This is a genomic window from Marinobacter salinisoli, assembly GCF_017301335.1.
GTDB lineage: Bacteria > Pseudomonadota > Gammaproteobacteria > Pseudomonadales > Oleiphilaceae > Marinobacter > Marinobacter salinisoli.
Map to the genome: position 1 here is coordinate 1,331,568 of NZ_CP071247.1, position 25,920 is coordinate 1,357,487.

Annotated in this window: 25 protein-coding genes; 11 read left to right on the forward strand and 14 right to left on the reverse strand. The window is 59.6% G+C overall.

Annotated elements, in window-relative coordinates; genetic code table 11:
• Positions 1–516 precede the first annotated feature (516 nt).
• From LPB19_RS06005 to dksA, 5 genes are read right to left on the reverse strand one after another with little or no spacing between them, the layout of a single operon-like run.
• Positions 517–1,914, reverse strand: a complete 1,398-nt coding sequence (locus tag LPB19_RS06005; protein ID WP_206645707.1) for a sigma-54-dependent transcriptional regulator — start codon at positions 1,912–1,914, stop codon at positions 517–519.
• A gap of 8 nt (positions 1,915–1,922) precedes the next feature.
• Positions 1,923–4,886 carry an ATP-binding protein gene (locus LPB19_RS06010; protein WP_323127906.1) on the reverse strand — a complete coding sequence of 988 codons (2,964 nt, stop codon included), beginning with the start codon at positions 4,884–4,886 and terminating at the stop codon, positions 1,923–1,925.
• Positions 4,876–5,052, reverse strand: coding sequence for a hypothetical protein (locus tag LPB19_RS06015; protein WP_206645189.1), 177 nt, complete (start codon positions 5,050–5,052; stop codon positions 4,876–4,878). The genes LPB19_RS06010 and LPB19_RS06015 overlap by 11 nt, the downstream gene beginning before the upstream one ends.
• A gap of 48 nt (positions 5,053–5,100) precedes the next feature.
• The gene (gene gluQRS, locus LPB19_RS06020) at positions 5,101–5,973 is read right to left on the reverse strand and encodes a tRNA glutamyl-Q(34) synthetase GluQRS (RefSeq protein WP_206645190.1); all 873 of its coding nucleotides are present in this window, start codon (positions 5,971–5,973) and stop codon (positions 5,101–5,103) included.
• Between the two features lie 59 nt (positions 5,974–6,032).
• Entirely contained in the window at positions 6,033–6,473 is a 441-nt protein-coding gene (gene dksA / locus LPB19_RS06025; RefSeq protein WP_206645191.1) for an RNA polymerase-binding protein DksA, read from the reverse strand.
• Between the two features lie 178 nt (positions 6,474–6,651).
• Here dksA and sfsA point away from each other — a divergent pair, with 178 nt between their 5' ends.
• A complete protein-coding gene (sfsA, locus tag LPB19_RS06030) occupies positions 6,652–7,383 on the forward strand; it encodes a DNA/RNA nuclease SfsA (protein ID WP_206645192.1) in 732 nt (243 codons plus the stop codon).
• Here the strand turns inward: sfsA and LPB19_RS06035 are convergent.
• On the reverse strand, positions 7,367–7,741 hold the full coding sequence (locus tag LPB19_RS06035; protein ID WP_206645193.1) for a Rieske (2Fe-2S) protein: 375 nt from the start codon (positions 7,739–7,741) through the stop codon (positions 7,367–7,369). The two genes, sfsA and LPB19_RS06035, sit on opposite strands and share 17 nt — an antisense overlap.
• A 40-nt stretch (positions 7,742–7,781) precedes the next feature.
• Complete coding sequence (locus LPB19_RS06040) at positions 7,782–9,359, reverse strand: bifunctional aminoglycoside phosphotransferase/ATP-binding protein (RefSeq protein WP_206645194.1); 1,578 nt, start codon at positions 9,357–9,359, stop codon at positions 7,782–7,784.
• 124 nt (positions 9,360–9,483) lie between these two features.
• Between LPB19_RS06040 and mrcB the strand changes: the two genes are divergently transcribed.
• Positions 9,484–11,805: a penicillin-binding protein 1B gene (gene mrcB / locus LPB19_RS06045; protein WP_206645195.1), complete on the forward strand. Its 2,322-nt coding sequence runs from the start codon at positions 9,484–9,486 to the stop codon at positions 11,803–11,805.
• A complete protein-coding gene (locus LPB19_RS06050; protein ID WP_206645196.1) occupies positions 11,802–12,389 on the forward strand; it encodes a hypothetical protein in 588 nt (195 codons plus the stop codon). The genes mrcB and LPB19_RS06050 overlap by 4 nt, the downstream gene beginning before the upstream one ends.
• 63 nt (positions 12,390–12,452) lie before the next feature.
• Here the strand turns inward: LPB19_RS06050 and LPB19_RS06055 are convergent, their stop codons facing one another.
• The gene (locus tag LPB19_RS06055) at positions 12,453–13,370 is read right to left on the reverse strand and encodes a DUF4382 domain-containing protein (protein WP_206645197.1); all 918 of its coding nucleotides are present in this window, start codon (positions 13,368–13,370) and stop codon (positions 12,453–12,455) included.
• 202 nt (positions 13,371–13,572) lie between these two features.
• On the opposite strand from LPB19_RS06055, the gene LPB19_RS06060 reads away from it, so the two are divergent.
• The 4 genes from LPB19_RS06060 to LPB19_RS06075 all read left to right on the forward strand — a co-directional run bounded on the left by LPB19_RS06060 (position 13,573) and on the right by LPB19_RS06075 (position 16,788).
• Entirely contained in the window at positions 13,573–14,160 is a 588-nt protein-coding gene (locus LPB19_RS06060) for an RNA polymerase sigma factor (protein WP_206645198.1), read from the forward strand.
• A 10-nt stretch (positions 14,161–14,170) separates the two neighbouring features.
• Positions 14,171–14,875, forward strand: a complete 705-nt coding sequence (locus LPB19_RS06065; RefSeq protein ID WP_206645199.1) for an anti-sigma factor family protein — start codon at positions 14,171–14,173, stop codon at positions 14,873–14,875.
• On the forward strand, positions 14,872–15,315 hold the full coding sequence (locus LPB19_RS06070; RefSeq protein ID WP_206645200.1) for a hypothetical protein: 444 nt from the start codon (positions 14,872–14,874) through the stop codon (positions 15,313–15,315). Before LPB19_RS06065 ends, LPB19_RS06070 begins: the two co-directional genes overlap by 4 nt.
• A 144-nt stretch (positions 15,316–15,459) precedes the next feature.
• On the forward strand, positions 15,460–16,788 hold the full coding sequence (locus LPB19_RS06075; protein ID WP_206645201.1) for a tetratricopeptide repeat protein: 1,329 nt from the start codon (positions 15,460–15,462) through the stop codon (positions 16,786–16,788).
• 153 nt (positions 16,789–16,941) lie between these two features.
• Here the strand turns inward: LPB19_RS06075 and hemL are convergent, their stop codons facing one another.
• From hemL to LPB19_RS06100, 5 genes are read right to left on the reverse strand one after another with little or no spacing between them, the layout of a single operon-like run.
• Positions 16,942–18,222 (reverse strand): glutamate-1-semialdehyde 2,1-aminomutase, encoded by a 1,281-nt coding sequence (gene hemL / locus LPB19_RS06080; protein WP_206645202.1) that lies wholly within the window; start codon positions 18,220–18,222, stop codon positions 16,942–16,944.
• Between the two features lie 15 nt (positions 18,223–18,237).
• Positions 18,238–18,897 carry a thiamine phosphate synthase gene (gene thiE / locus LPB19_RS06085; RefSeq protein WP_206645203.1) on the reverse strand — a complete coding sequence of 220 codons (660 nt, stop codon included), beginning with the start codon at positions 18,895–18,897 and terminating at the stop codon, positions 18,238–18,240.
• Between the two features lie 8 nt (positions 18,898–18,905).
• Positions 18,906–19,664, reverse strand: a complete 759-nt coding sequence (thiD, locus tag LPB19_RS06090; RefSeq protein ID WP_206645709.1) for a bifunctional hydroxymethylpyrimidine kinase/phosphomethylpyrimidine kinase — start codon at positions 19,662–19,664, stop codon at positions 18,906–18,908.
• A gap of 41 nt (positions 19,665–19,705) precedes the next feature.
• Positions 19,706–20,128, reverse strand: a complete 423-nt coding sequence (hemJ, locus tag LPB19_RS06095) for a protoporphyrinogen oxidase HemJ (protein WP_206645204.1) — start codon at positions 20,126–20,128, stop codon at positions 19,706–19,708.
• A 3-nt stretch (positions 20,129–20,131) separates the two neighbouring features.
• Entirely contained in the window at positions 20,132–21,904 is a 1,773-nt protein-coding gene (locus tag LPB19_RS06100; protein WP_206645205.1) for a chloride channel protein, read from the reverse strand.
• Positions 21,905–22,055: 151 nt separating this feature from the next.
• Here LPB19_RS06100 and argC point away from each other — a divergent pair, with 151 nt between their 5' ends.
• From argC to erpA, 4 genes are all read left to right on the forward strand, one after another.
• Positions 22,056–23,093 (forward strand): N-acetyl-gamma-glutamyl-phosphate reductase, encoded by a 1,038-nt coding sequence (gene argC / locus LPB19_RS06105; protein WP_206645206.1) that lies wholly within the window; start codon positions 22,056–22,058, stop codon positions 23,091–23,093.
• A 9-nt stretch (positions 23,094–23,102) separates the two neighbouring features.
• Positions 23,103–23,843: a DUF6776 family protein gene (locus tag LPB19_RS06110; protein ID WP_206645207.1), complete on the forward strand. Its 741-nt coding sequence runs from the start codon at positions 23,103–23,105 to the stop codon at positions 23,841–23,843.
• Position 23,844: 1 nt separating this feature from the next.
• Positions 23,845–24,327, forward strand: coding sequence for a bactofilin family protein (locus LPB19_RS06115; RefSeq protein ID WP_206645208.1), 483 nt, complete (start codon positions 23,845–23,847; stop codon positions 24,325–24,327).
• An 85-nt stretch (positions 24,328–24,412) separates the two neighbouring features.
• Positions 24,413–24,745 (forward strand): iron-sulfur cluster insertion protein ErpA, encoded by a 333-nt coding sequence (gene erpA / locus LPB19_RS06120; RefSeq protein ID WP_206645710.1) that lies wholly within the window; start codon positions 24,413–24,415, stop codon positions 24,743–24,745.
• 72 nt (positions 24,746–24,817) lie between these two features.
• On the opposite strand, the gene LPB19_RS06125 is transcribed toward erpA, so the two are convergent.
• Positions 24,818–25,915 carry an anhydro-N-acetylmuramic acid kinase gene (locus tag LPB19_RS06125; protein ID WP_206645209.1) on the reverse strand — a complete coding sequence of 366 codons (1,098 nt, stop codon included), beginning with the start codon at positions 25,913–25,915 and terminating at the stop codon, positions 24,818–24,820.
• Between the last annotated feature and the right edge of the window lie 5 nt (positions 25,916–25,920).

Here is a 25,920-nt window from a genome sequence, read left to right on the forward strand (position 1 = left end):
GATTATTCTTTTTTTACCCCTTATGCTGATCTCCAAAGTGGAGATACAGGAGTGCAAACGGAAAGCTTTGAATACACAGAGTGATCAGAAACATCGAGCGAGTCCGTGGTAGCTGCAGTGCCGCCTTTCCGGCGATTCTTCTCTACATCTACAACCCGCACATGCTGTGGGATCACTAAAAAGCCAAGTACCCAAAACACTCAGTTCGCTTGCGTTCTATTGTTGTTTTTGTTGCTGAACGCTTTTCTGGCGGCTTTTTGTTTTTGTTGAGGCGCCGCACTCACGATCTTGTTTTTGTTGTTGTGCGCTCTAGAGTCTGCAGGGTGCGTGCCAGTTTTTTTAACTTCTTTAATAACAGTAACATAGGTTTTTGGGGAGGGGTGGTGTTACCTGGTTCTGCCACCATGTGTTACCGGTTTCGCGTTTTGGGTCAGCCTGGGTGTTACCGTGGGGAACAATGAGGTAACAAATGAGCGTCGGTTCACGGTTTCGCGAGCCGTCGTCTTTTGAAGCGCTTCAGCTACCGGAGGTTTTTTTCCGGGGGATGCCAAGGCGCTGACGCCGCTCCCAAAGCGATTTCCGGCTGATGCCGAGCTTCTGGGCCAACTCGGTCTCGCTCATGCGATCCTGATTTTCAAGGACAAAATGCTGGAAGTAGTCTTCGAGCGATAGGTCGCTGCCAGAATCTGCATCGGGAGCACGGCTTTGTTCATTGTTGCCAGCGACCAGACTTTCAGGGATGTGCTCGTCTCCGGCTTCCAGTTCGAGGTCCAGTAAGTCCGGCGTGATGATGTCGCCCTCGCAAAGAATGGTCGCGCGTTCGATGGCGTTCTCCAGTTCCCTGACGTTTCCTGGCCAGCGATGACGCTCCATCGCCTGCATGGCTTGTGGGCTCAGGCTCAGATTGGGCTTGCCCATCTTCTCGGCCTGCTGCTGCAAGAAGCGTCTGGCCAGGCCGAGGATGTCGCCTTTGCGATCTCTTAGCGGTGGAATGCGGACCTGCATGACGTTCAGTCGGTAGTACAGGTCTTCCCGGAATTCGCCCGTTGCGGTCATCGCTTTCAGATTGCGGTGCGTAGCCGCAATCATCCGCACGTTGACCTTGCGACTCTGGGTCGAGCCGACTTTGCGAATTTCCCCTTCCTGAAGCACGCGCAAAAGCCTGGCCTGGGCTTCGGCCGGTAATTCGCCGATTTCGTCGAGGAAGAGGCTGCCGCCGTCTGCGGCCTCGATCAAGCCGGTGCGGGCGGACACGGCGCCGGTGAAGGCTCCTTTCTCATGGCCGAACAGTTCCGATTCGATCAGGCTTTCGGGGATTGCGGCGCAGTTGACTGAAATCAGGGGTTTGGCAGCCCGGGGGCTCAGCAGGTGCAGGGCCCTGGCCGCCAGTTCCTTCCCGGTTCCCGATTCGCCCTGAATCAGCACCGTCGTTTCCGTGGGGGCGACTTTACGGATCAGTGTGAACACCCGTTGCATGGGCTCGCATTGCCCGAACATGATGCTGGCCGGGTCGGGCTGTTCGCCGCTACCGGAGTCTGACGGCTTCTGTGGCTGATCTGCGCCGGCCGGGTTGCGGGCTAGGATGTTTTCAACCGCCGCCAGCATTTCGTCATGGTCGAACGGCTTGGCGATGTATTCCACCGCGCCCATCTTCATGGAGTCCACCGCCGAGCGCAGGCTGGCGTAACTGGTCATGATCAGCACGGGGGTGTCGGGCGCAAGGTTGATCAGTTCGGTGCCTGCGGCGCCCGGCAGACGGAGATCGGAAATGATCAGGTCAAACTGATCGGGTTCCAGGGTTTCTGCCTCTTCCACCGAGCTGGCATCCGATACTTCGTAGCCAGCATGCTGCAGCAGTTTTCGAACCGCAGAGCGAATGATGTCTTCATCTTCTACTATCAGGATGCGCGGCATAGTTGGAGTCAAGACCTTTCGTTCTGGCTGATCGTGTGGTGCTCGGGGGTCGATTCATACGCTGGCAGTCTGAGCCGCACGCAGGTGCCCCGGCCCGATTCCTTATCAGCGGGGCTTTCAACCTGTATGTTGCCATAGTGCTCTTCGATGATGCTGTACACCAGCGAAAGGCCCAGCCCGGTGCCCTTATTGGGAGCCTTGGTGGTGTAGAAAGGCTCGAAAATATGGTCCAGCTGATCCTCGGGAATACCTGAGCCCTGATCGACAACCTCGATGATAGCGGAGTAGCCGTCGCCGTTTCCACTGACCCAAACCGTGCCGCCCTCCGGTGATGCGTCTCTTGCGTTGGCCAAAAGGTTGACGAATACCTGCACCAGACGCTGTTCATCGCCCTGCACCCGAAGCTCTGCAGGCAGTTCGTTGATGTAACGTATGTGGCCGTCTTTGTCACTCAGGGACAGCAGATTGATGGACTCATCCACGCAGCGGCGGATGGCGACTGGCTCGTAGCGGTTGGCCTGTGCGTGGTTGCCGGTGCGGGCGAAATTCATCAGGGATTGCAGGATGGTCGAAATCCGCCGGGTTTGCTGCTGTATCTGATTGGCGGTATCCAGAATATCCGGATTGTCGGTCTCCAGCTTCAGATTCTGGGCCAGGGAGGAAATTCCGGTTACCGGATTGCCAATTTCGTGAGCCACGCCCGCCGCCAGCCGGCCGACCGATGCCAGCCGCTCGCTGTGCATCAACTCATCCTCGAGTAACCGGGTTTCAGTCTGGTCTTCAACCAGGATGATGCTGCCGCCTTCCGGGTGGTCCGGGCCGCTCAGGGCTGCTTTATGCAGGTTCAGCCAGTGTGGTTTGCCCTGCAGATCAAGGCGGTGCTTGTAGCGGTGCAGGTCCTCGCCGCGATTGAAGTCATCCAGCAGAAGGTGCCAGTGCTCCGGCAGGGTCATGAGCTTGGCGCCCACCACATCGTCGGCGGAAATCCCGGTCAGCGCTTCCATGGTGTGGTTCCACATCAGGATCTCGCCGTCCTCGCCCACGGAGCAGGCGGGAATCGGAAGATTCTGCAGGGTTTGCCGGTAGTGGCGACGCAGGTTGTCCAGCTCGCCGGCCAGTCCGGTCAGGCGGTTCTGGTATTCTCCCAGCGCCCGTTCGACATACCGGATGTCCTGGGCAGTGCCACCCCGGGCCATGGGTTTGAAGCCGAGATAGCGTTTCACCATGTCCCTGGCCACGGTGGGCCCGAGCAGGCCGGACAGGTTGACCTCAATCTGGTCTCTGAGGCGCCTGAGCTGGTACGGACGATATTCGATTTCCGGCAGTTTCAGCTGGGCAAGGGCCCGCTCGACTTCCCGCTTGGCGACGCCGAACCCGAGCGGCTCGGAAAGCTGGCGCGCGAAATCCGCCGACGAGGTGGCCAGCAGTTCGCGCCGCTGGGGTCGGGACAGGGCGCCGACCGAGCACGCCTGGGCGGCGCTGGTTTCCTCGCCGGTGCTGCCGCTGAGAATGGACACCACGGCAAACAGCGCCACGTTGGCGGTCAGGCTGATGAAAGTGAAGATGTACCAGTTGGAGTCATCGGGAACCAGTGGTGCATCCAGAAGCACCAGCAGGTTGGTGGTGTGTGAGAAGGGCAGGACCAGGGTCACGATCCAGATGGCAAGCCCCAGCATCAGGCCGGCAATCAGGCCCCGGCGATTGCCTTCGGGCCAGTAGATGACCCCCAGAGCTCCCGGCAGCAATTGCAGCATGCCAGACAGTGACAGGATGCCGAGAATCGACAGGTCAAGGTGTTTGCCCAGGGTCTGGTGGAACAACAGCGCCAGGAAAATGATCATGGCGATGAGCAGGCGCCTTACCCAGCGCAGCCAGCGATAGATGTCGCCCTGTTCCCGTGGCGTTTTCAGCGGCAGGATGATGTGGTTCAAGACCATTCCCGCCAGCGCCAGGGTGCTGACAATCATCAATCCGCTGGCGGCTGAGAGGCCAGCGATGTACATCAGCAGGGTGAGAGCCGGGCTGTCGATCGCCTGAGCGATGCCGAGTACGTAGAAGCTTGGCGGGACAGTTACCTCCAGCGCCTGGCCGCCCCACAGAATCAGCGGCACTGGCAAGCCCAGCAGCAGCAGGTAAAGCGGGAGCCCCCAGCTGGCCTTGGCCAGTGCACGGGGCGACGGGTTCTCGCTGAACGTCATATGGTACATGTGGGGCAGTACCAGCGCCCCGGCAAAGGCCATCAGCATCAGGGCGCGCCAGCTGCCGTCGTCGATGCTGAGCGTCATGGTCGTCGCGGGTGACTGGTGATCGGTCAGCCACTGGTCAAGCCCGTCCATTCCGCCAAACACACCGAACAGGACTACGCCCCCGAGAGCCAGCAGGGCAACCAGTTTAACCAGCGAGTCAAAGGCGATGGCCAGTACCAGCCCCTGGTGGTTTTCCGAGGCCTGATCCCGCCGGGTTCCGAACAGCATGGCAAACAGCACCACGGTGATACTGAACATCAGGCTGATGACGTTGGTGGGGGTCTCTGGCGCCAGGATCGACGCCGAGGTGCTCACCGCCTGAATCTGCATACTCAACAGGGCAAGAATGGCGGAGCCCGAGCACAGGGTGACCAGGGTGCCAGCCCACTGGCTGCGGTATCGGTAGGCGAACAGATCCGCCAGCGACGTGAGCTGATAGGCCCGTCCGATTCGCATTACCGGATTCAGCAAAACCGGGGCAAGCAGAAACGCCCCGCTGATACCCAGGTAATAGGCCAGAAAGCCGTAGCCGGTATCCGCAGCCACGCCGACGGCGGCGTACACCGCCCAGATGCCGGCGTAGACACCCAGGCTGAGGGTGTAGACCAGCGGATGGCGGACCCAGTGGCGCGGCAAGGCGCCGCGCTCTGTGATCCAGGCAATGCCAAACAGCAGGAGAAGATAGATCAGGCTGGCTGAAAGCAGAGTGGGTGCGCTAAAACTCATTAGGATCCCGCCGCCACTCCAGCCAGAATCCGATGGCAATCAGCACCGCCCAGATTACATAGGGCGTGTACCAGGCGTTTCCCGGCTCGGTCCACCAATCCAGAATGTTCGGTGAAAAGATGTAGATGGCCAGCACCAGCAGGAAGACCAGGCGGTAAATGTACATCGGACTCGCTATCCGGGGTGAATGGTAAAACCGGGTTATACCATGCACTTAGCCCGATGTCAGGTGAATGGCCCTTCTGCGCCAGTGGGACATGGCCCATTCCAGGACCGCGTCAACACCAGCGGCGGCGAGGTGCCCCGGCGGGTTTTGCCCCAGCGCCTGCAGGGCCTCGGCAAGATTGCCGGCGGCGCGATTGTTATCCAGAGCGGGGGCGTGGGTCTGTTTGCTGAGTTTCTGGCCCTGCTCGTTGAGAATCACCGGGATGTGAAGCCACGCGGGAGGCTGGGCGCCGAGTGCGCGATAGATCTGCTGTTGCTGGGCTGTCATGTCCAGCAGGTCCGAACCGCGCACGACATCGCTAATGCCCTGGTCGATGTCATCGACCACCACCGCGAGCTGGTAGGCGAAAAAACCTTCCTTGCGAAGCAGCACCGGATCGTCCAGTTCAGCGTTGACGGTTTGTCGCTGCGGGCCCAACAGTTGATCTTGCCAATGGCTGGATTCATCTTCCAGCTTGAAGCGGATGGCGTGGCGGATGTGCCTGGGCACCGCCGTCGTGTCACGGCAATGAGCGGGATGCCGGCCGTCGTTGGCTTTCAGTTGCTTGCGGGAACAGGCGCAGCGGTACGCATGGCCTGAAGCGAGCAGTTGCTCAATGGCGGACTGATAAGCTGGGTGCCGGCGGGACTGGAAGCGGATCGGTTCGTCCGCAATCAGGCCGTGAGCCTCCAGGCTGGCAAGGATCTGATCGGTGGCTTCCGGCGGTTCCCGGAGTGGGTCCAGGTCTTCAATGCGCACCAGCCAGTCACCCTGGTGGGCCCGTGCCTCAAGATAGCTGGCCAGGGCGGTCACCAGTGAGCCGAAATGCAGTGGGCCTGTGGGTGATGGCGCGAAGCGGCCGCGATAGCGTGGGGTAGTCATGGGCAATCAGCCGGCGGCTTGGGGGTAGCCATGCCGGCTGCTGACGGATGAATGACGGCTTAGATACCGGTCTGCTTTTCCCGGATTTCGGCCAGGGTTTTGCAGTCAATGCACAGGGTGGCGGTAGGGCGCGCTTCCAGGCGGCGAATGCCGATTTCTACGCCGCACTGATCACAGAAGCCGTAATCATCCTTGTCGATGCGATCGATGGTCTGATCGATCTTCTTGATCAGTTTGCGCTCACGATCCCGGGTGCGCAGTTCCAGGCTGAATTCCTCTTCCTGGGTTGCGCGGTCGCTCGGATCCGCGTAATTTGCCGCGTCTTCCTGCATGTGGTGCATGGTGCGATCAACTTCTTCCATGAGCTCCTGCTTCCACTGAAGCAGCAGGCCCTTGAAGTGCTGAAGCATGTCGTCACTCATGTACTCTTCACCCTTCTTCATTTCGTAAGGGGTGAAGTTGGTGAAACTCTCGCGTTGTTGTTCTGCTGTATTTGCCATCGAGCCGGCCTCTTGTTTGTACTTCTCAAGAACGCCCTGCCTGCCCTGGATGCAGCCACTGTCACGTGTTAGCTGCAAGTTGGGCGAAGTGGTCGTCCTGAAACAGGAATTTGCGGAAAATAGCAGATTAGTCACGGGGGTGCCAGCGTTGTCGTGACGACTTTTGTACGGAGGTCACATGAAGTTTTCAGATCCCCTGATCCAGGGGCACTTATTGCGTCGCTACAAGCGGTTTTTGGCGGATGTCCGGTTACCCGATGGCACTGAGGTGACGGCCCATTGCCCGAATACCGGGTCTATGTTGGGCTGTCAGCCGGACAACGCCCGGGTATGGCTGACCGGTAGCGATAACCCCAAGCGCAAGCTCAAATACACCTGGGAACTGGTGGAAGTTGCACCCGGTCAACTGGCGTGCATTAACACCGGCCGGGCCAACGCCCAGGCCAAAGCGGCGGTGCAGGCCGGAACCATTGCGGAATTAACCGGTTACCCATCGTGCCGGTCCGAGGTCAAATACGGCGCAGAGAATAGCCGGATCGATCTGTACCTGTCGGGTCACGCGCATAAGCCCGATGCCTGGGTGGAGGTCAAGAATGTCACGCTTGCGGATGCTGGGCAGGGCTACTTCCCCGACGCGGTAACCGTTCGGGGCCAAAAGCATCTTCGGGAGCTGATCGGGCAGGCGGCGCAGGGTGATCGGGCCGTCCTGCTGTTCGTGGTCAATCACACCGGGGTGGAGGTGGTTCAGCCCGCAGACCATATCGATCCGGCCTACGGGGCGCTATTGCGGGAAGCGGTGGCGGCCGGTGTGGAAGTGCTTGCTTACCGGGCCGAGTTGGCCGGGGAGGGGGGCGAACCATCGGGCAGTCTGGCGCTCACCGAATCGGTGCCGGTCAGTCTGGAAACCTGATCTGTACCTGGCCTTCCTCGACACGCACATCCAGGGCCGTCAGGTACTCGCCCTGGCAGGGCCCTGTGATGCATTCCCCGGTGCCCGGTTTGAACAAGGCGCCGTGGGTGGAACACTGTATGAACAGGTTGTCGGTGTCCATGAACCGACCGGGCATCCAGTTCAATTCGACGCCCAGGTGGGGGCATTGGTTAACGTAAGCCGCCGGATTGCCATCCTGCAGGAAGGCAAACCCGGTTAGCGGTATGGTATCCGGATCGCGGTCCGGCTGGTGGATGCGGAATTCCAGAAACAGGCCGGGCGGAAGTTCGCTCAGCTTGCACACGGTCTGCCAGGGGCTCTTTACCGTGTTGTTCATGCATCCCTGCCCATAAGGTTCTGGCTTGCTGGTGACATGATCAATGTGCAGCGAAGCCAAAGTGCTGGCGGATCCGGTCGGCAACCGCCTCCGCCACATGCTCCTGTTCCGTATGCAAATGGATGGTATGGCTGCACTCTTCGGCGGTCAGCGGTTCGTACCAGGTTTTCTGATCGTCCAGCAGGTCTTCTGTGGCCTCGGAGGCGTCGTTATAGCGCTTGCGGATCCATTCCCGGCGCAGCTCCTCGGGCGCCTCGCAATGCAGCAGGGCGAAGGGAACGGCCTGCTCTTCGGCCAAGTCGGCAAACAGCGTGCGCTCCCGTTGCTTAAGGTTAGCGGCATCAATCACCACCGGTACGCCAGCTGCCAGAAGGCTCCGCGCGATACCGACCAGTCGCTGGTAGGTCTTTTCAGTCGCCTCTTTGGTGTACAGGTTGTCCCCAACGCTGGACTTGCTGTCCTCCAGCGGACCCAGTCCGTGTAAGCGCTTGCGTTCAACGTCAGAGCGCAGCCGAATCAGGCCCAGTTCGCCGGCCATGGTGGCACAGACCAGAGACTTCCCGCTGGCGGATAAACCGGTGCTGGCCAGCAGATAGGGCGTGGGAATCACGCTGTATTCCTCGGCCAGCTGGGCATAGTCGCGGTAACGCTGCATCAGTCCGGCTTTGTCGTCGTCGCTCAGTGACGGGTTCGCCATGGTGAACAGGGCGATTTTGGCCCGCACCATTGCCCGGTAGGCCTTGTACAGCGGAAGCAGTGGCAAGGCGTCAAAGTCGTCGCGGTATTCCAGGTACGTGTTGAGGACCCGGCTCGCGAGGGCATATTCATTGCGGGACTCAAGATCCATCAACAAGAACGCCAGATCGTTAATCACGTCAATCCAGCGAAAAGGCTCGTTGAACTCAATGCAGTCGAAAACGGTGACCTTGTCCTCGAACAGGGTAATGTTGGCGAGGTGGAGGTCGCCGTGGCATTCGCGGATCAGGCCGTTTTGTCGGCGCTCGGCAAGTTGATCGCGATGGTGTTCGAAGGTGATCCGGGTCCAGTCCTCCAGATTGTCGAGCTGGTTGAGCAGGTCCTTGTCTTCGATCATGGGGCGGATCTGGTCGAAGTTTTCCTGCATGGCTGCGAAAACGGCTTCCGGTGTACCCAGTGGCTTGTCCGCCGCAACCCTCGGGATCTGTTCGTGGAACTCGGCGACCTGCCGGGCCAGATCGGTCAGGAGCTCCGGTGCCAGCTGGCCTTGTTCCTGTAGCCGATCGAGCAGTTGGTTTTGGTCAAACTGCCGCATCTTGATGGCGTACTCGAATGCTTCACCGCTACCGCCAATGACCGGGTTCTCGGGCGTGCCGGTAATGGGCAGGACTTCCAGATACAGAGGTTCGGCCAGACGCCGGTTGAGTCGAAGTTCTTCCTCGCAAAAATGCTTGCGACGCTCCAGGGTAGAGAAGTTCAGGAACCCGAAATCCATGGGCTTTTTGATCTTGTAGGCGTAATCGCCGGTCAGGAGAACCTGTGAGATATGCGTTTCGATCACCCGGAAATCGCTCACCGCGTGGTCGAACAGTTCGGGGTTTTGCAGTGTCTGAATCAGTGTGTCTGGGGATGCATCGCTCACTGTGTTTACCTCACTTTCCCTGAGCTTGTGTCGTTGTTATAGGTCTAATGATAGCTGCCGGTTTACAGAAATAACACATACTTGGCCTGCCTTCGTCTCAATACCATTCGGTATAATGCCGGCCATGAAAAAATCGAACTCTCCCTCAGGCAAGAAGCGTAAATCCCCGAAAAAAACGGCAAAAAACCAGCGTCGTCCCTGGTTCTGGCGTACGTTCTTTCGATTTGTCATTTTCGGCGCGGTTTTGCTGGCCTGCTGGATGGTCTACCTCGATGCGGTGGTGACGTCCCGTTTCGAGGGGCGCCGGTTTGAGATTCCTTCGCGGGTCTACGCGCGCCCATTGGAACTCTACGACGGCGCCGGCATCAGTGCCGGGGCCCTGGAGCGGGAACTGGCACTGGCTGGCTTTCGCAAAGGTGATGGGACCAAGCCCGGGAGTTACCGCCGTAACGGTGGCCGGTTCGTTATCAGCACCCGCGGCTTTGCCTTCCCTGATGGTGCCGAGCCCAGGCGCCAGCTGGCACTGAGCATCTACCGGGACCGAATAGAGAATTTTTCCGTGCTGCGCGGCGAGTCGTCGCCGATTGTGCGTCTGGAGCCGGCTCAGATTGGTGGTATTTACCCGGCCCACAAAGAAGACCGGATTCTCGTCCAGCTGGAAGATGTGCCGGAGTTATTGACGCAAACCTTGCTCACCATTGAGGACCGAAATTTTTACCAGCACTTTGGCGTTGCGCCCCTGTCGATTGCCCGGGCCATGCTGGCCAATATCCGGGCCGGTCGCATCGTTCAGGGTGGCAGCACCCTGACCCAGCAGCTGGTGAAGAACTTCTACCTGACCCGGGAGCAGACCTTGCTGCGCAAGGGCAATGAGGCTCTGATGTCGGTCCTGCTGGAAATGCATTACGACAAGGACGATATCCTCGAAACCTACCTCAATGAGGTGTATCTGGGGCAGGCCGGCACCCGCAGTATTAACGGTTTCGGTCTGGCCAGTCAGTTCTTCTTCGGTGAGCCCCTGAAAGATCTTCAGATACACCAGCTGGCGTTGCTGGTCGGCATGGTCAAGGGGCCGAGTTATTACAATCCACGGCGCCATCCCGAGCGGGCGACCGAGCGTCGCAACCTGGTGATTTCGGAGATGGAAGATGCGGCACTGATTGATTCGGTGACCGCGGCGCGGGCGCGGGGTATGCCGCTCGGTGTCAGTGAACGGCCATCCTATTCCGAAAACCGTTATCCGGCCTACATTGATCTGGTGCGCCGGCATCTGGCGCGGGATTATCGCGAAGAGGACCTGCGCAGCGAAGGGCTTCGGATTTTCACCACGCTTAATCCCGCCATCCAGTACGCGGCCGAGTATTCGGTAACCGATACGGTGCCCCGGCTGGCAAATGCCAGCGAACTGGAGGCCGCGCTGGTGGTGACCGCCAAGGACAGCGGGGAAGTGCTGGCGCTGGTGGGTGGCCGCGATCCCCAATTTGCCGGTTTCAATCGGGCACTGGACGCGAATCGGTTAGTTGGCTCGTTGATCAAGCCCTTTATCTACCTTGCTGCTCTGGAATACCCGGAGCGCTACACATTGATCACGCCGGTTCAGGACAAGGCCTTTGCCCTTGAGTTCAATGACGGGCGGCGCTGGGAGCCGAAAAACTACGACGGTGAGGAGCGTGGCCCCGTGCCTTTGCACGAGGCGCTGTCGCGCTCCTACAATCTGCCCGCCGTTCGGGTCGGGCTCGATATTGGGGTGGGCGAAGTGCGGGACACCCTGCAGAAGTTTGGCGTGAGCTCTGACATTCCCGAGTACCCCTCGATGCTGCTGGGGGCTGTTTCCATGAGTCCGGTGACCGTTGCCCAGATGTATCAGGGGCTGGCAACGTCGGGGTTCAATACGCCACTGCGTACCATCCGCGAGGTGACCGATGCCCAGAATGCGCCGCTCAGCCGGTACAATCTGGCGGTGGATCAGGTGGCTGACCCGGCGGCTGTGCATCTGGTTCAGTACGCCATGCAGGAAACCATGCGCGAGGGTACCGGCCGTTCGGCCTATTACAACGTGCCCGAGGAACTGGCTCTGGCCGGCAAAACCGGCACCACGGACGATGGCCGGGATTCCTGGTTTGCCGGCTTCAGCGGGGATCTGCTGGCCGTGGCCTGGGTGGGGCGCGATGATAATGGCGCGACATCACTGACCGGTGCCAGTGGCGCGCTGCCGGTCTGGTCCCGATTCATGGCGCAAGTGCCCCAGCATGGTTTTGCTCCGGTCATGCCGGATGGGGTGGGGTACCACTGGGTGAACGGGCAGCGACAGGCACTCACCAATGAATACTGTGACAACGCACGACGGATGCCATTTATCGCGGGCAGTGAACCTACTCAGGAGGTTTCCTGTTCCGGTGTGCTCCAGAAACGAATCAAAGGCTGGTTTGAAGGATTGTTCCAATGAATATGCGAAACGGTTTATGGGTTCCGGTGGCCGCAGCAATGCTGGTGATGGCCGGCTGTGCCACCGCCCCGGGTGAATCGATTTATGTGCCCGTGGGCGGTCAGCCCACTGATGCGCCGGAGCCTCCGCGAACAGACGTCGGGACGAACACTGATAGTGCGCCGGTCTGGCGCAAGAGCGAGCAGCCGGAGCCGGAGGTGAGCGCGCCCGTTGAGTCAGCGCCGCAGAGTTCTTCTCCCAGCTATCGGGACGCCGGAGAGCAGCTGTCACCGGCGGCATTGAGCCTGGTGCGGGAAGCGGATGCCTTGCTGGCCCAGGGAAATGTGCCAGCGGCCATTGGCCGACTGGAGCGGGCGCAGCGGATATCACCGCGTTCCGCGGCGGTGTACTTCAAACTGTCCCAGGCCTACGTGGTCAGCGATCAGCTCGGTACGGCCGAGCAGTTTGCTCTCAAAGGCTTGTCGGTGGCAGGCAGTGATCTGCGTATGCAGCGGGCAGGGTGGTTGTTGCTGGCGGATATCCGTCGGGCGCGGGGTAACGTGGCCGGTGCCGATCAGGCTGAGGAAAGGGCGTCGGCGCTGTAATACCTTGGTTTGAAGACACAAAAAAACCCCGCTCACCGCGGGGTTTTTTGTTAAGCGTCTAGATCAGAGCACCAGGGGAATGGTTTCCGCTTTGGTGTCTGTGTTGGGGATAACGCTCACGTTCTGGGTGCCAAGGAACTCCACCTTATCGGTTGTTTCGTTGTCATCCAGCTGACAGCTGTAGCTGATGGTGTAATCGCCAGCCGGCAGGAAGGCCGCCGTGTACTCGTAAAGGCCGTCCATATCCTGATCGGTGACAGGAATCGTCATCAGCGGGCCGGCTTCTTCGAGGCTGACGTTCAGGTCGGTCGGCGAGGCGTCCGCGCCGGTGTAGACGTAGATGGCACCTTCATAATCCGCAGAGCAGTCGGTCAGGTTCGGATCCTGGTTGATGGTGCCGTAATCCACCTGTCCGGAAATGGAGCCGACTTCCAGATTGTTCACCAGGCGCAGGGTGGGCTTGAGCAGGTAGTCGGCGAGCGACTCACCTTGCGGGTCGACAATGGATTTCTGCACGTCGAAGTCGATGGTGAAGTCGGTAGTGGTGTCCGCAGCAACCACCATTTCGCCCTTGAGTTTCAGGCCGCTCTGTTCGCCGGATGGCGCCGCCAGGGTTTTGGGTACGTCCGGAGCACTTGCCAGGTTGGCGAAGGATTGGGAGGTGTCGATGTACAGGCGGATTTCGCTGTAGGCACCGGCGGGAACCTCTTCGTCGGTGATCAGCGGCTCGCTCAGGCCGCCCTGCAGTTCCAGCAGGTTCCAGGTTTTGGGCCTGGCAAAATCGAACTCGATCCATTTGCCGCCTTCGGGCTTCAGGGACATGCCGGTGAAGGCGACGGTGACGTTGGAGAACTCCAGGGCCGGTGCGTCGGTCAGGCCAATGGAAACGGTGCCTGTATTGCCTGTGTCATTGCCGCCACCGCACGCGGCAATACCTGCTGCCAGCGCTGAAACGGTGAAAACGCGGATGATACGGTTCATAAAACCCCCTTGGGCGAGCGTGAATTTGTTAACCAATGTCAAAAACGGTCCCTATCCTAACGCCCATACCCCATAAAAAGTTCTGTCCGTTTTGTTAACGTTTCCTCATTAATGACTTTAAAAGTGGATCCATCGGGTCAACATAAAGTGGCTTGGTATAGACTGCTGATCTGTATAGAAACCACTTTAGGTAGTAGCGGTTTTGTCTCTCTTATCCTTCAAACAGTCCAAGTCCCGGCGTTTTGAGCAGCTCGTTCAGCCCCATCTGGATGTTCTCTACCGTTTTGCGTTTCGCCTGTCCGGCCAGCAACAGGATGCGGAAGACCTGGTTCAGGATGTCGTCGTCAAGCTTTACCCCAGGCTCGACGAGCTCGAAGCCGTGGAACAGTTGCGCCCCTGGTTAAACCGGGTGCTCTATCGCCATTTTATTGATCAGGTGCGGCGCAAGTCCCGCCAGGGTGATGTGGTCCTGAGTGATCTGGTGGAGGCGGATGGTCAGGCCGACTGGCTGGATAGCCTGGAATCTGACAACGCCGGCCCGGACCTGATGCTGGAACATGCCCGTTTGGGCCCGGCACTGGATCGGGTGCTTGCCACCCTGCCGCCGGATCAGCGTACGTTGGTGTTGTTGCATGATGTGGATGGATGGCGACAGGAGGAGATTGCGGATATCCTCGACATCCCTCTGGGTACCGTGAAATCCCGTTTGCATCGCTGTCGTGCTGCGCTGAGAAAAAAAATTCACAGGGAGCTGGAACCTACGCGGCATCTTGAGCGTGTTGGTGAATGAGGTGAACAATATGACGTGTCGGGAAATACGCGTAAGCCTGATCGCTTACCTGAACAACGAGCTGCCAGCTGAGCGCAACAAAACGGTTGCCCAGCACTTGCGTGGCTGTGCTTCCTGTCACTCCCTGATGGAATCCGAGCAAACCCTCAGGGATGTACTTCGGCACCGCAACCCCATCCCGCCGGCTTCATCGGGCTTTGAAGCCCGGGTACTGGCGGCCGCGACCAAACAGACGGCTGGCACCACCGGCGGCTGGAGTCACCGCGTAATGGGGGGCGCTGTTGCGGCAGCCCTGGCCATGGGGATTTCCCTCGGTGTGTTCATGGGCGGTGATCAAAGTCAGAGTGACTCCGCGGCGATTGCGGCGTCCCAGCAGGCGCAAGTTGGTCAGCCCGAAAACGTGCAACCGGTGTATGGTGAGCCCGTTGAGCAAACCGTTCGTCTGGCGTTCCACTCCGGAGAGCCGCTTGAGAACGTGACGTTGACGATCCAGCTGCCGCCGAATGTGGAACTGGCGTCCTGGCCCGGGCGTCAGGAGTTGAGTTGGCAGGTGAGTCTGGAGGCCGGCGACAACGTTCTGGCGTTGCCACTGAAAGTTCTGTTCCCGGGTGCCGGGGAACTGGTTGCCAAGCTCGACACCGGTGATCGCCAAAAGATTTTCCGGGGTGCGATCCCGGATTACCCATCTGCAGTTGAGGAGGTGCCCTCGTCGTGAAACGTTACGGTTCAGCAGCTTCGTCGATGCTGCCAGTGCTTGCGGTGGTTGCGGGCCTGCTGATATCGACCGTGAGTCAGGCTGGCGATGATCTCGATGTGACGATGCGCATGGTGGTGGATGACGCCGACCTGATGAATTCCGTGGTCCGGGAAATCGAGTTGCCGCGGGCCGTGCCCGCTGTTTCTTCCGCCGGCCGCGACAAGTCCGCTGACCGCGACAAGTCCCGGGACCTTGTCGCAAAGGGTGCGGACCAGCGAGACGAAGCCCGCTCTGCTGCTCGCGACGCCCGGGAAATGACCGGTCGGAACGACAGTGTTCGGGACAAGACTGAGCGCCCAAACAACCTTCCGGACGCCATCGATAATGCCCGGCCCGACGTCGGTGCCAATGATGTGCCAGACGTGCGCGACGTGACCGGCCCTGACCTCAAACCCTGACACCCCCGGCCGGCTGAAAGCGCTTCACCGGCCCGCTGCCCTTTTTTTCATCTTCCCGTTCTTATACTCTTCGGTGATGTAGTTCGGAGTTTTGGTTCGTTTTTGTCGGACCTCCGAGATGTTATCTGACCCGGAGACAACCTCTTGCTGCTTAATCGGCTGATTTTGGGGGGCTGGCTGTTTGCTCTTGCCTCCAGTGCAGTAGTGGCAGATGAAGCGCCGACTCCGGTTGATGCTTTCAAGCGCGGTATTACCCAGTTTCAGTCCGGCAACCTGGACGACGCCCGTCGATCTTTCGAGGCGGCCCGGACCGGTGGACTCACCTCCGCGTCTTTGTTGTACAACCTCGGCGTGGTTTATTATCGCCTGGCCGACTACCCCGCCGCTGAACAAACATTCCACCTCCTTCTCGGTACCCGTCACGAACCGCTCGCCGCCTACAATCTGGGCCTGGTGGCGCTGGAGCAGGGTGATACCCTGGCTGCTGAGGCCTGGTTTGAGCGAACTCTTGATGGCGCGGCGCCGGACAAGCTGCGGGCCATGGCCAATCTGCAATTGCAGCAGCTGAGACCGGCGCAGGAGCCGGACGGTTACCCCCTGACTGAACCGAATGCCTATGTGATTGCCGCCGGAGGCTATGACAGCAACATCGCCGGCCTGCCGGATACCAGTGTCTCCAGCGAAGGCGGGGGGTTCGCCGAACTGCTGGCCACCGGTTCTCTGGGCTTGACCCGGGCCGGTTCCGGTGAGCTGCGCTTGGACGGCGTGGTGTACAGCCGTCAATACCCGTCAGAATCTGAATTCAACACCTCGCTGATCGCCTCGGATTTGTTATGGATTGTTCCGCACCAGGTAGGAACTCGGGGTGTGGGGCTGGCGCTGAGTCAGTCCTGGTTCGACACCGAACGGTTCGAGCGCCGCTACGGGTTCGAGGGATTCCAGCAATGGCGCCAGTGTGGTGAGTTGCTGGGCCTGTCACGCTGCGGGGTGTCCCTGGCCATCGCACAAGTGGCTGGCGGCGAAAATTTCGGCGCCTACGATGGCGAGTGGTACAAAGCCAGGCTGACGGCACAGCAACTATGGGGCCACTGGCGCTGGCGGGGTGAGTACAGCGTCGAGTTGAATAACCGGGCCGATTTCAGCAATGGCGAGCAGTTTGTCAGTGTCTCTCCGCAGCGTCACGAATTTGCGATGAGCCTTCGATATCAGGTGAGCGCTCGCGTTACCGCAGGCTGGCTGGGCGCCTTCCGATACAGTCGGTACCAGGACGCCCATGCGTTGATCCAGGACGATGTGCTGACCGTCCAGCGGCGTGTCGATCAATGGTTTGAAGCGGGACTGTTCGCCGAACATCAGCTTTCGGACCGATGGCTGGTTCGGGCCGAATGGGATCTTCAGGACAACAGCAGCCGGATTGACCGTTACGATTACCGGCGCCATACCTTTATGGCATCGCTTGAAGCCAGCTTCTGAAAACTTCCCTCAGACACAGAGCGGTGTGGTCGCAAATTGACCAAAAGCGCGCGGCGTTCATCGGTGGGCCTGGAAAGGCCCGAATTTAGCCGATGGGAGAAGGGCAGGCTGGATGCGCGCTCGAGCCTGAGGCACGCATCCACGGCGCCACCGTTACAGGGTGGCCATAACCTTGTGCGCAGCAGCAATGGTGTGTTCGATGTCCGCGTCGGTCAGTGCCGCGCTGGTGAATCCTGCTTCGAACGCGGAGGGCGCGAGGTAGACGCCTTCTTTCAGCATGCCCTGGAAGAACTGCTTGAAGCGCTCTTTGTCACAGCGCATGACTTGGTCAAAGCGGGTCACCGACTCCTCTTCGGTGAAGAAGAAACCAAACATCGCTCCGGCACTCTGAACCGTCAACGGGATGCCCGCCGCGTCTGCAGCGGCCTTGATACCATCACGCACGGCGGTGGTTTTCTCGGTCAGGCGGTCGTGGAATCCCGGCTCGGAAATGGCGTTCAGGGTCGCCAGACCGGCGCGCATGGCCAGCGGGTTTCCGCTGAGGGTACCGGCCTGGTACACCGGGCCCAGTGGCGCGATGTGTTCCATGATTTCACGCTTGCCGCCAAAGGCGCCTACCGGCAGACCGCCGCCAATGACCTTGCCGAGGGCGGTGAGGTCGGGTGTTACGCCGTAAAGGCCCTGGGCGCCGCCCAGAGAGACTCGGAAACCGGTCATGACTTCGTCGAAAATCAGGACCGATCCGTGTTCGTCACAGACCTCGCGCAATCCTTCCAGGAATCCAGGCACCGGCGGGATGCAATTCATGTTGCCAGCGACCGGTTCCACAATAATGGCGGCAATCTGGTCGCCCATGGTGGCGAAGGTTTCCCGAACGCCGTCGATGTCGTTGAAGTCGAGAGTCAGGGTATGTTCGGCCAGGCTGGCCGGAATGCCCGGTGAGTTGGGGACGCCGAGCGTCAGCGCGCCGGAGCCTGCCTTCACCAGAAGAGAGTCGACATGGCCGTGGTAACAGCCCTCGAACTTCACGATCTTGTCGCGACCGGTGTAGCCGCGGGCCAGGCGAATGGCACTCATGGTCGCTTCAGTGCCTGAGTTCACCATGCGCACCAGGTCAATGGAGGGCACCAGATCGCAAACCTTCCGGGCCATGTCGGTTTCGATGGCGGTCGGTGCGCCGTAGCCAATGCCGATGTCCACCTGCGCGTGCAGGGCTTCTTTGATGCGCGGGTCGGCATGGCCCAGAATCATCGGGCCCCAGGAGCCAATGTAATCGATGTAGCGTCGGTCATCTTCGTCGTACAGGTAGGCCCCTTCGGCGTGTTTGAAGAAAATCGGGGTTCCACCCAAGCCACGAAAAGCCCGCACCGGCGAGTTCACGCCACCGGGAATGTATTTCTGGGCTTCCGTGAACAGCGTTTCGGAATGTGTCATGCAAGTTGTGTCCTGTTATCTGGGCATTGAAAAAAGAGGGTGATGTTGTTCGAACAGGCGGGAAAAGGTTTTTGCCCGCTGCTCGATTGTGTCTGCCGGTCCGCCGAACAGGCCGCCAACAACCGCCAGTAAGTCGGCCCCGGCCTGAATCAAAGGCGCGCCGTTATCAATCGTGATTCCGCCAATGGCAGAAATGGGGCGGCCGTACGCTCTGGCTTGTGTGAGCACCGAGACGTCGGCGGCCGGTGCTTTGGGCTTGGTTGCAGACGGGAAAAACCGGCCGAATGCCAGGTAATCTGCTCCTGCCGCGCAAGCCTCTTGCGCCAGTGCCAGCCGGGAGTGGCAGGTCACCCCAATAATGGCGTTCTCGCCAAGCTGTTGCCGGGCTTCGGACGCAGCCGCGTCGCCTTGGCCCAGGTGCACGCCTGCGGCGCCGCAGCGTCTCGCCAGCTCCGGGTCGTCATTGATCAGCAGTGGCACACCGGCGTTACGGCACAACGCCTGCAGGTTCCGCGCCTGGCGCAGGCGCTCGGGGGCCGGTGCCTGCTTTTCCCGGTATTGTATCAAAACCGCCCCACCGCGCAGTGCGGCTTCTACGGAGGCGATCAGGGTTTCCGGCGGCGTGAGCATGGAGTCTGTCACACCATACAGGCCGGGGCGCAGGCCTTTGTCCATGGTGTCGTTCACCGTTCCCAGGGAATGCCGCGGTCGGGCACGGGTTGTCCCTTGCCAACCTCAAGGGCGTGCAGGACCGCGCGGTGTACGTAGTTCTGGGCCTGCGATACTGCGGCCCGGGGCGACAGGCCACAGGCCCGCCCGGCGGTTATGGCGGCGGCCAGGGTGCAGCCCGTGCCGTGGTAGACACCACCCACCCGCTCGACGTTCCAGTGCATGGGCTCGGGCGCGTGGTTATAGAGGGTGTTGGTAATGTGCAGACCGGTGCCATGACCACCGGTGGCCAACACCGACGAGCAGCCCGCGTCCAGTAAGTTTCGCGCCGCGCGCTCCGGATCTGCGTTATCACCCAGGATGGCCAGTTCGTCACCGTTGGGAGTGATCATTTCTGCCCGGGGGAACAGACGGCTCTTCATCACGCTGATCAGCTCGCCGTCGGCCAGATCACCGCCGCCGGCGGCCTTGATCACCGGATCGACGATGAGCGGAATCTCCGGATAGTCCTGCAGGAGCTCCAGCAGAACGTCAACGATGGCGGCATTGCCCAGCGCCCCGGTTTTTACTGCATGAATGGGGGTGTCGCCGGCCAGACAGTTGAGTTGGCGGTGAATGAGGTCGGCATCGATCGCGTCGGCTTCATAAACATTGACGGTGTCCTGCACGGTCAGACAGGTCAGCACCGGCAATGGGTGGCAGCCAAGGGAGGTGCAGGCTTGTATGTCAGCTTGTATGCCGGCACCGCCGGACGGATCCAGCCCGGACAGAATCAGAACCTGGGGACGGTTGTGCAGTTTGATAGCGCGACTCCTTAAAACGGTTTGACTACAACCAGAATCACCACTGCCAGCAGTACCAGTACCGGCAGTTCATTAAACCAGCGGTAGAACACGTGGCTGCGCTGGTTCCGGTCATCCCGGAAAACGGTGACCAGATGCCCGCAATAAAAATGATAGGCGATCAGCAGCGCCACGAGCAGCAGTTTGGCGTGCATCCAGCCCTGGGCAAGGTAGCCTGACGGGTTGTAGCCGATCAGCCAGACGCCCAGCACGACGGTCGCGATCATCGATGGCGTGGTAATGCCGCGGTACAGCTTGCGCTCCATGATCTTGAACCGATCGCGGCCCGGTGCGTCCTCGCAATTGGCGTGGTAGACAAATAACCGGGGCAGATAGAACAGGCCGGCGAACCAGCACACCATCGCGATAATATGAAACGCCTTAACCCACAGCATGTGTCAGCTCCGTCGGTATTGGTAATAACTTTCGATATCGGTTTTCAGCACGATCCCGTATATCCGCTGAATCACGGGCGCCACATGCCGTTGTACGTACAGGGCTTCGGCATTGGTTGCATCGAACTGGTGAAGGGCCTCTTCCAGCGTGGCCTGGTACTGCACCGGCGCAATATCGCGGCGGTTGGCCGGAATCTTCATCAGGTCCACCGATTCCAGTGGGCCGTCCTCGGCGTGTTCGGGTTTTTCGGCGTCTTCCAGGAAACGCGCCAGATCCACTGCAGGCAAGATGGCCGTAGGGCCGTTCTTGCCCTCGACCACCAGCCACTTGGGCTCGGATTTCAGTGTCTGCCGGGCTTCGTCCGGGGTGAGGTGACGCTGGGTTCGGTGGATGTTGCGCTCCATAATCGCACCCACGGAGACCCGCCGAAGGGCCTGGATCACTGGCGAGTTCTGGTAGCTCAGGCCCTGGCTTTTCAGGATGGTCAGGAACAGCGATTTCTTGCCGAACACCTCACTGGTCACCAGCGTCGCCGTGGTAATAATCAGCATGCCGGGCAGGATGATGTTGGGGTTTCGGGTAAGTTCCATCAGCGACATCAGCGCAGCAAGCGGGGCCTGCAGCACGGCACCCATCATGGCGCCCATGCCCAGCATGGCGTAGAAACCCACCGATGAAGCCGACTGGGGCGCAATTTGTGTGCCGATCAGCCCCATGGCACCGCCCAGTGTCGCGCCCATAAACAAGGTCGGGCCAATCACCCCGCTGGGCATGCCAAGGCCAATGGTCAAAGAGGTCACCAGCAGCTTGGTGACGCCCACGATGAGCAGGAACCAGAAGCCCAGTTGGCCATCGATGGTTTCGTTGACCGTGTCATAGCCAATGCCCATGGTTTGCGGCACAACGAGCGCAAAGGGCACCATGATCAGACCCGCAACCGCGATACGGCCCAGCACTGGCCGTTGATGGAAGCGGCCCATGGTGTCCACGAGGTGGATGAACAGGGCGGCAGCGACACCGATGATCAGTGCGATGGCCAGAATCCACGGGATTTCCATGAGTGAATTCATGGTCAGCGCCGGAACATTGAACGCAGGTTCCGGGCCATAGACCAGGTGGGTCACCACCGCCGCGCTCACTGCCGCAAGAATGATGGGCGTAAAACCGGCAATGGTGTACTCCATCATCACCACTTCCATGGCAAAGATAACGCCGGATATCGGCGTGTTGAACGAGGCAGAGATGGCGGCGGCACAACCGCAAGCCACCAGGGTCCGGATGCTGTTGTTGGGCAGGCGCATCCATTGCCCCATCATGCTGGAAAACGCGGCGCCGAGATGGACGGCGGGGCCTTCCCGGCCGGCGGACTGGCCGGTCAGCACCGTGGACACACCACAGACAAACTGGACGACCGCGCTGCGGAACGACATGTAGCCCTGGTGGTAGTTCAGTCGCTCCATGATGTGAACGATCCCCACCTTGCGATCACTGATAGCCAGGCGGTGCAGCATCAGCCCCAGCATCAGCGCGCCGAGCAGCGGGAGAACCCCTCGGGTCAGCGGCGCCAGTTCCTCGAACGATTCCGCGCTGTCCCCGGGCAGAAAGTGCTCCAGCGGCCATTCGATCGCAAACCGGAACACCAGGATGACTACCCCGGTAATGATGCCGGATAACAGGCCGAGCACCGCCAGTTGTGGCAGTGCGTCGACACCCGACAGCCTGTTGCGGAAAACAGTACTTGAGTACTCGCTGATGTGTTGCCAGAGTTTGCGCATGTAGGCAGGGATTCCGCTTGCGTGCTGTGGGGTTACGACGTTTTTCTGACGACATTGTAACGGTCGGCGGGCGGGCTGCAATAAGTCGTTGGTTTATCATGGTAGACTACGGCTCAATTCACACACCAAAAGCACGTCGTTGGAGAACATCGTGATCAAAGCAGGCATCGTAGGAGGCACGGGTTACACCGGGGTGGAGCTGCTGAGGCTGCTCGCTACTCACCCGGACGTTACCGTCAGCTGTATTACCTCACGCTCGGAAGCCGGATTGCCGGTGGCGGATCTGTACCCGAACTTACGCGGACACTACGATCTTGCCTTCTCTGAGCCCGATGTCGAAACCCTCAAGTCCTGCGACCTGGTGTTCTTTGCCACGCCTCACGGTGTCGCGATGCGGATGGTCCCGGAACTGGTGTCTGCCGGCGTGCGCATCGTGGATCTCTCGGCGGATTTTCGACTCAAGGACCTCTCGGTCTGGGCTGACTGGTACGGCATGCCCCACGAGAGTGGCGAGTGGGCAGAGAAGGCGGTGTATGGCCTTCCGGAAGTGGCGCGGGACGCCATCAGGGATGCCCAGCTGGTGGCTAACCCCGGTTGCTACCCCACCGCGATCCAGCTCGGTTTCTTGCCGCTGTTGGAAAGTGGCCTGGTGGACCCCTCCCGCCTGATTGCCGATGCCAAATCCGGCGCCAGTGGCGCGGGTCGCCAGGGCAAGATCGGTATGCTGCATGGCGAGATCGGCGAGAGTTTCAAAGCCTATGGTGCGTCCGGCCACCGGCACCTGCCTGAAATTCGCCAGGGGTTGTCGGCCATTGCCCAGGCAGATGTGGAAGTCACCTTCGTGCCACACCTGGTGCCTATGATTCGTGGTATTGAGGCAACCCTGTACGCGGAACTGAAAAATCCTGCTGATTTCGAGCGTCTCCAGACCCTTTTCGAAGAACGCTTCCGTGATGAGCCCTTCGTGGATGTCATGCCTCAGGGCAGTCATCCGGAAACCCGAAGTGTGCGCGGTGCCAATCATTGCCGGATGGCGCTGCATCGTCAGGAAGACAGCAACATCGTGATCGTCTCTTCGGTGATCGATAATCTGGTGAAAGGCGCCGCCGGGCAGGCGGTTCAGAACATGAATATCATGTTCAAGCTTGATGAAACACAGGGGCTCAGTGCTCCGGCGTTCCTGCCTTAAGGGGGTTCCGTGGTCGACAAGCGCAAGCCGGAAAAGGAGTATGTTGTGGTTCGGCACCGACCGGGTTACCGGGTACGTCGAACCCTGATTCTACTGGTGTTCAGCGTGAGCGCTGCGGCGGTCGGATATGCGGTGGGTGTGGATCAGGGCGGCGCCCATTTCTCCAGCATGGCTGCCACCAATGAGGTGCTGGAGGACGAGCTGGACAGCCTTGAAGACCAATATACGGAAGCTCGTCAGCAGGTGGTGAATCTGGAGCGTGGGAGGCTGATCGACAAACAGGCCCTCAACCGCGCCAGAACCACGATTGTCGAGCTCGAAACCCAGATTGCATCACTGAAATCCGACCTCACTTTCTATCAAAATATCATGGCTCCCTCGGAGACCAGCAAAGGTCTTCAGGTGGACAGCTTTTCGCTGGCAAAAGATCCCCAGCCTGGTGCGTACGACTTCAAGATGACGTTGACGCAGGTGGGCAATAATAAAAGCTACATCGAGGGCGTGGTGGCAGTGAATGTCATCGGCCTTCGCGACGAAGAAAAAGAAGTCATCGCCTTGCGCGACCTGTCTAAGGATATCCAGGACCTCGGTGTGAAATTCCGCTTCCGATATTTTCAGGATGTGGCGGGGCTGTTGGTGTTGCCAGAAAATTTCGAGCCACGGGAAGTTCAGGTCGTGGCGCGAGCAAAGGGGCAAAAATCCTCACAGGCAGAACGAACTTTCGATTGGGATGACTTAACGGAGAATTAACATGCTTCGCAAGAAAAAGCAGAAACCCCGGCGCCCGTCCGGCAACTTTGACACGCTGATTTCTGCCAAAACGACCGTGGATGGGGACATCACCTTTTCCGGTGGCCTGCACGTTGATGGCCACGTACGTGGAAAAGTGGTGGCGGAAGAAGGTAGCGATGCGGTGCTGCGTATTTCCGAGATTGGCGACATTGCCGGTGACATCGTCGCCCCGCACGTCATTATCAACGGTAAGGTACATGGCGATGTCTATTCCTCGGCGCACCTGGAGCTGGCGGAAAACGCCGTCATTAGTGGTAACGTATATTACAATCTGATCGAGATGGCGATGGGCGCGTCGGTAAACGGCAACCTCGTCCACCAGCAGGAATCCCTGGGATTGCTGACCGACGGGTCGAAAACACAGAAGAATGCCCCTGCGGCCAAGGCCGAAAGGGCGGCAGAACCGGCGATGGACATTGAGGATGGTGGTAAATCCGAATAGTTGATTGTTTTAGTCGGGAATATGATAATTTCCACTGTTATTCAGAACGAGTCCGGAGGCAAAGTTGAGCGTTGTTCAGCAGCAAATGGCCGCACCACTGTTCTTCAGCGACAGCGCGGTTGCCAAGGTACGGGAGTTGGTCGAGGAAGAGGAAAATCCGAACCTCAAGCTTCGCGTGTTCGTCACCGGGGGTGGCTGTTCCGGCTTCCAGTATGGTTTCTCGTTCGATGAAGATCAGGACGACGAAGACACCGTGATTGAACGCGACGGTATAAGCCTGCTGGTTGATCCGATGAGCTATCAGTATCTGGTGGGCGCCACTATCGAATATCAGGAAGGGCTGCAGGGGTCACAGTTTGTCGTGCAGAACCCGAATGCCAGTTCGACCTGTGGCTGTGGCAGTTCGTTTTCGATCTGATCGGCAGCGCTGGTAAAAACAGCATCAAACAAAAAAAGGAGAGCAGATGCTCTCCTTTTTTTCGTCTGTATTTCAGGCCTGGTAAATTGCACCCAATATACGCTCACCCCTGGCTCCGGTTACCTCCGGCAGGTTTCCGGAGCTGCCCGACACGGATTGCTCGGCCAGCCAGGCAAACGCCACCGGCTCCACCCACTGGGGATCGAGGCCCAGGTCGCTGGTCACCGAGACCTTGGCGGGATCGAGAACTCGGGCCAGTTCCGACATCAGCAGGGGATTTCGGGTGCCGCCACCGCACACATAGAGATGGGTATCCCGGCCGCAAGGCAGCTGACGGACGATGCTCTCTACCGTCAGTTGGAGCAGGGTGCGCTGCACATCCTCGGGCCTGAGTTCATCATGACGCTGAACCATGGTTTTTACCCACCCCAGATTGAAGCGTTCCTTGCCGGTACTTTTGGGGGCGGGCCGGGAAAAATAGGCATCGGACAGCATGTCTTCGAGCAAGCGGTCGTCGACCCTGCCTTCCGAGGCCCAGTGCCCGTCGGAATCGTAGGGCAGGCCAAGCTGTTTCAGGCACCAGGCGTCCAGCAGTGCGTTCGCCGGGCCGGTGTCAAAACCGGTAATCGGTTGCTGTTGGTCGGAAGGAATCCAGGTGATGTTGGCAATGCCGCCCAGGTTCAGAATGCAGCGATTCTCTTCCGGTGAGCTGAAGAAGGCCTTGTGAAACGCCGGCACCAGCGGCGCGCCCTGGCCGCCGGCGGCCATGTCACGACGTCGGAAGTCAGCAATCGTGGTGAGTCCGGTTTTTTCCGCAATGATGGCGGGATTGCCAATCTGAATCGAAAAAGGCGCAAAGCCATTGGGCTGGTGGCGGATAGTCTGCCCATGGCTGCCAATACCTCGAATGGCAGAGCGATCGATACCCGAGCGTTCAATGACCTGATTGGCTGCGTCCGCGAAGAGCGAACCTGTGACGGTATCCAGTTCGCCGACTTCATCCGGCGAACCCTGATTCTGGCTCAGAGCCAGAAGTCGGTGCCGGATGTTGTCAGGGTAATTCAGGGTGTGGGTGCCGTGAACGGTCAGGGATTGACCGTTAAACGACACCAGCACGGCGTCGATGCCGTCCATGCTGGTGCCGGACATTAGACCGAGCCATGCTTCCATGGCTG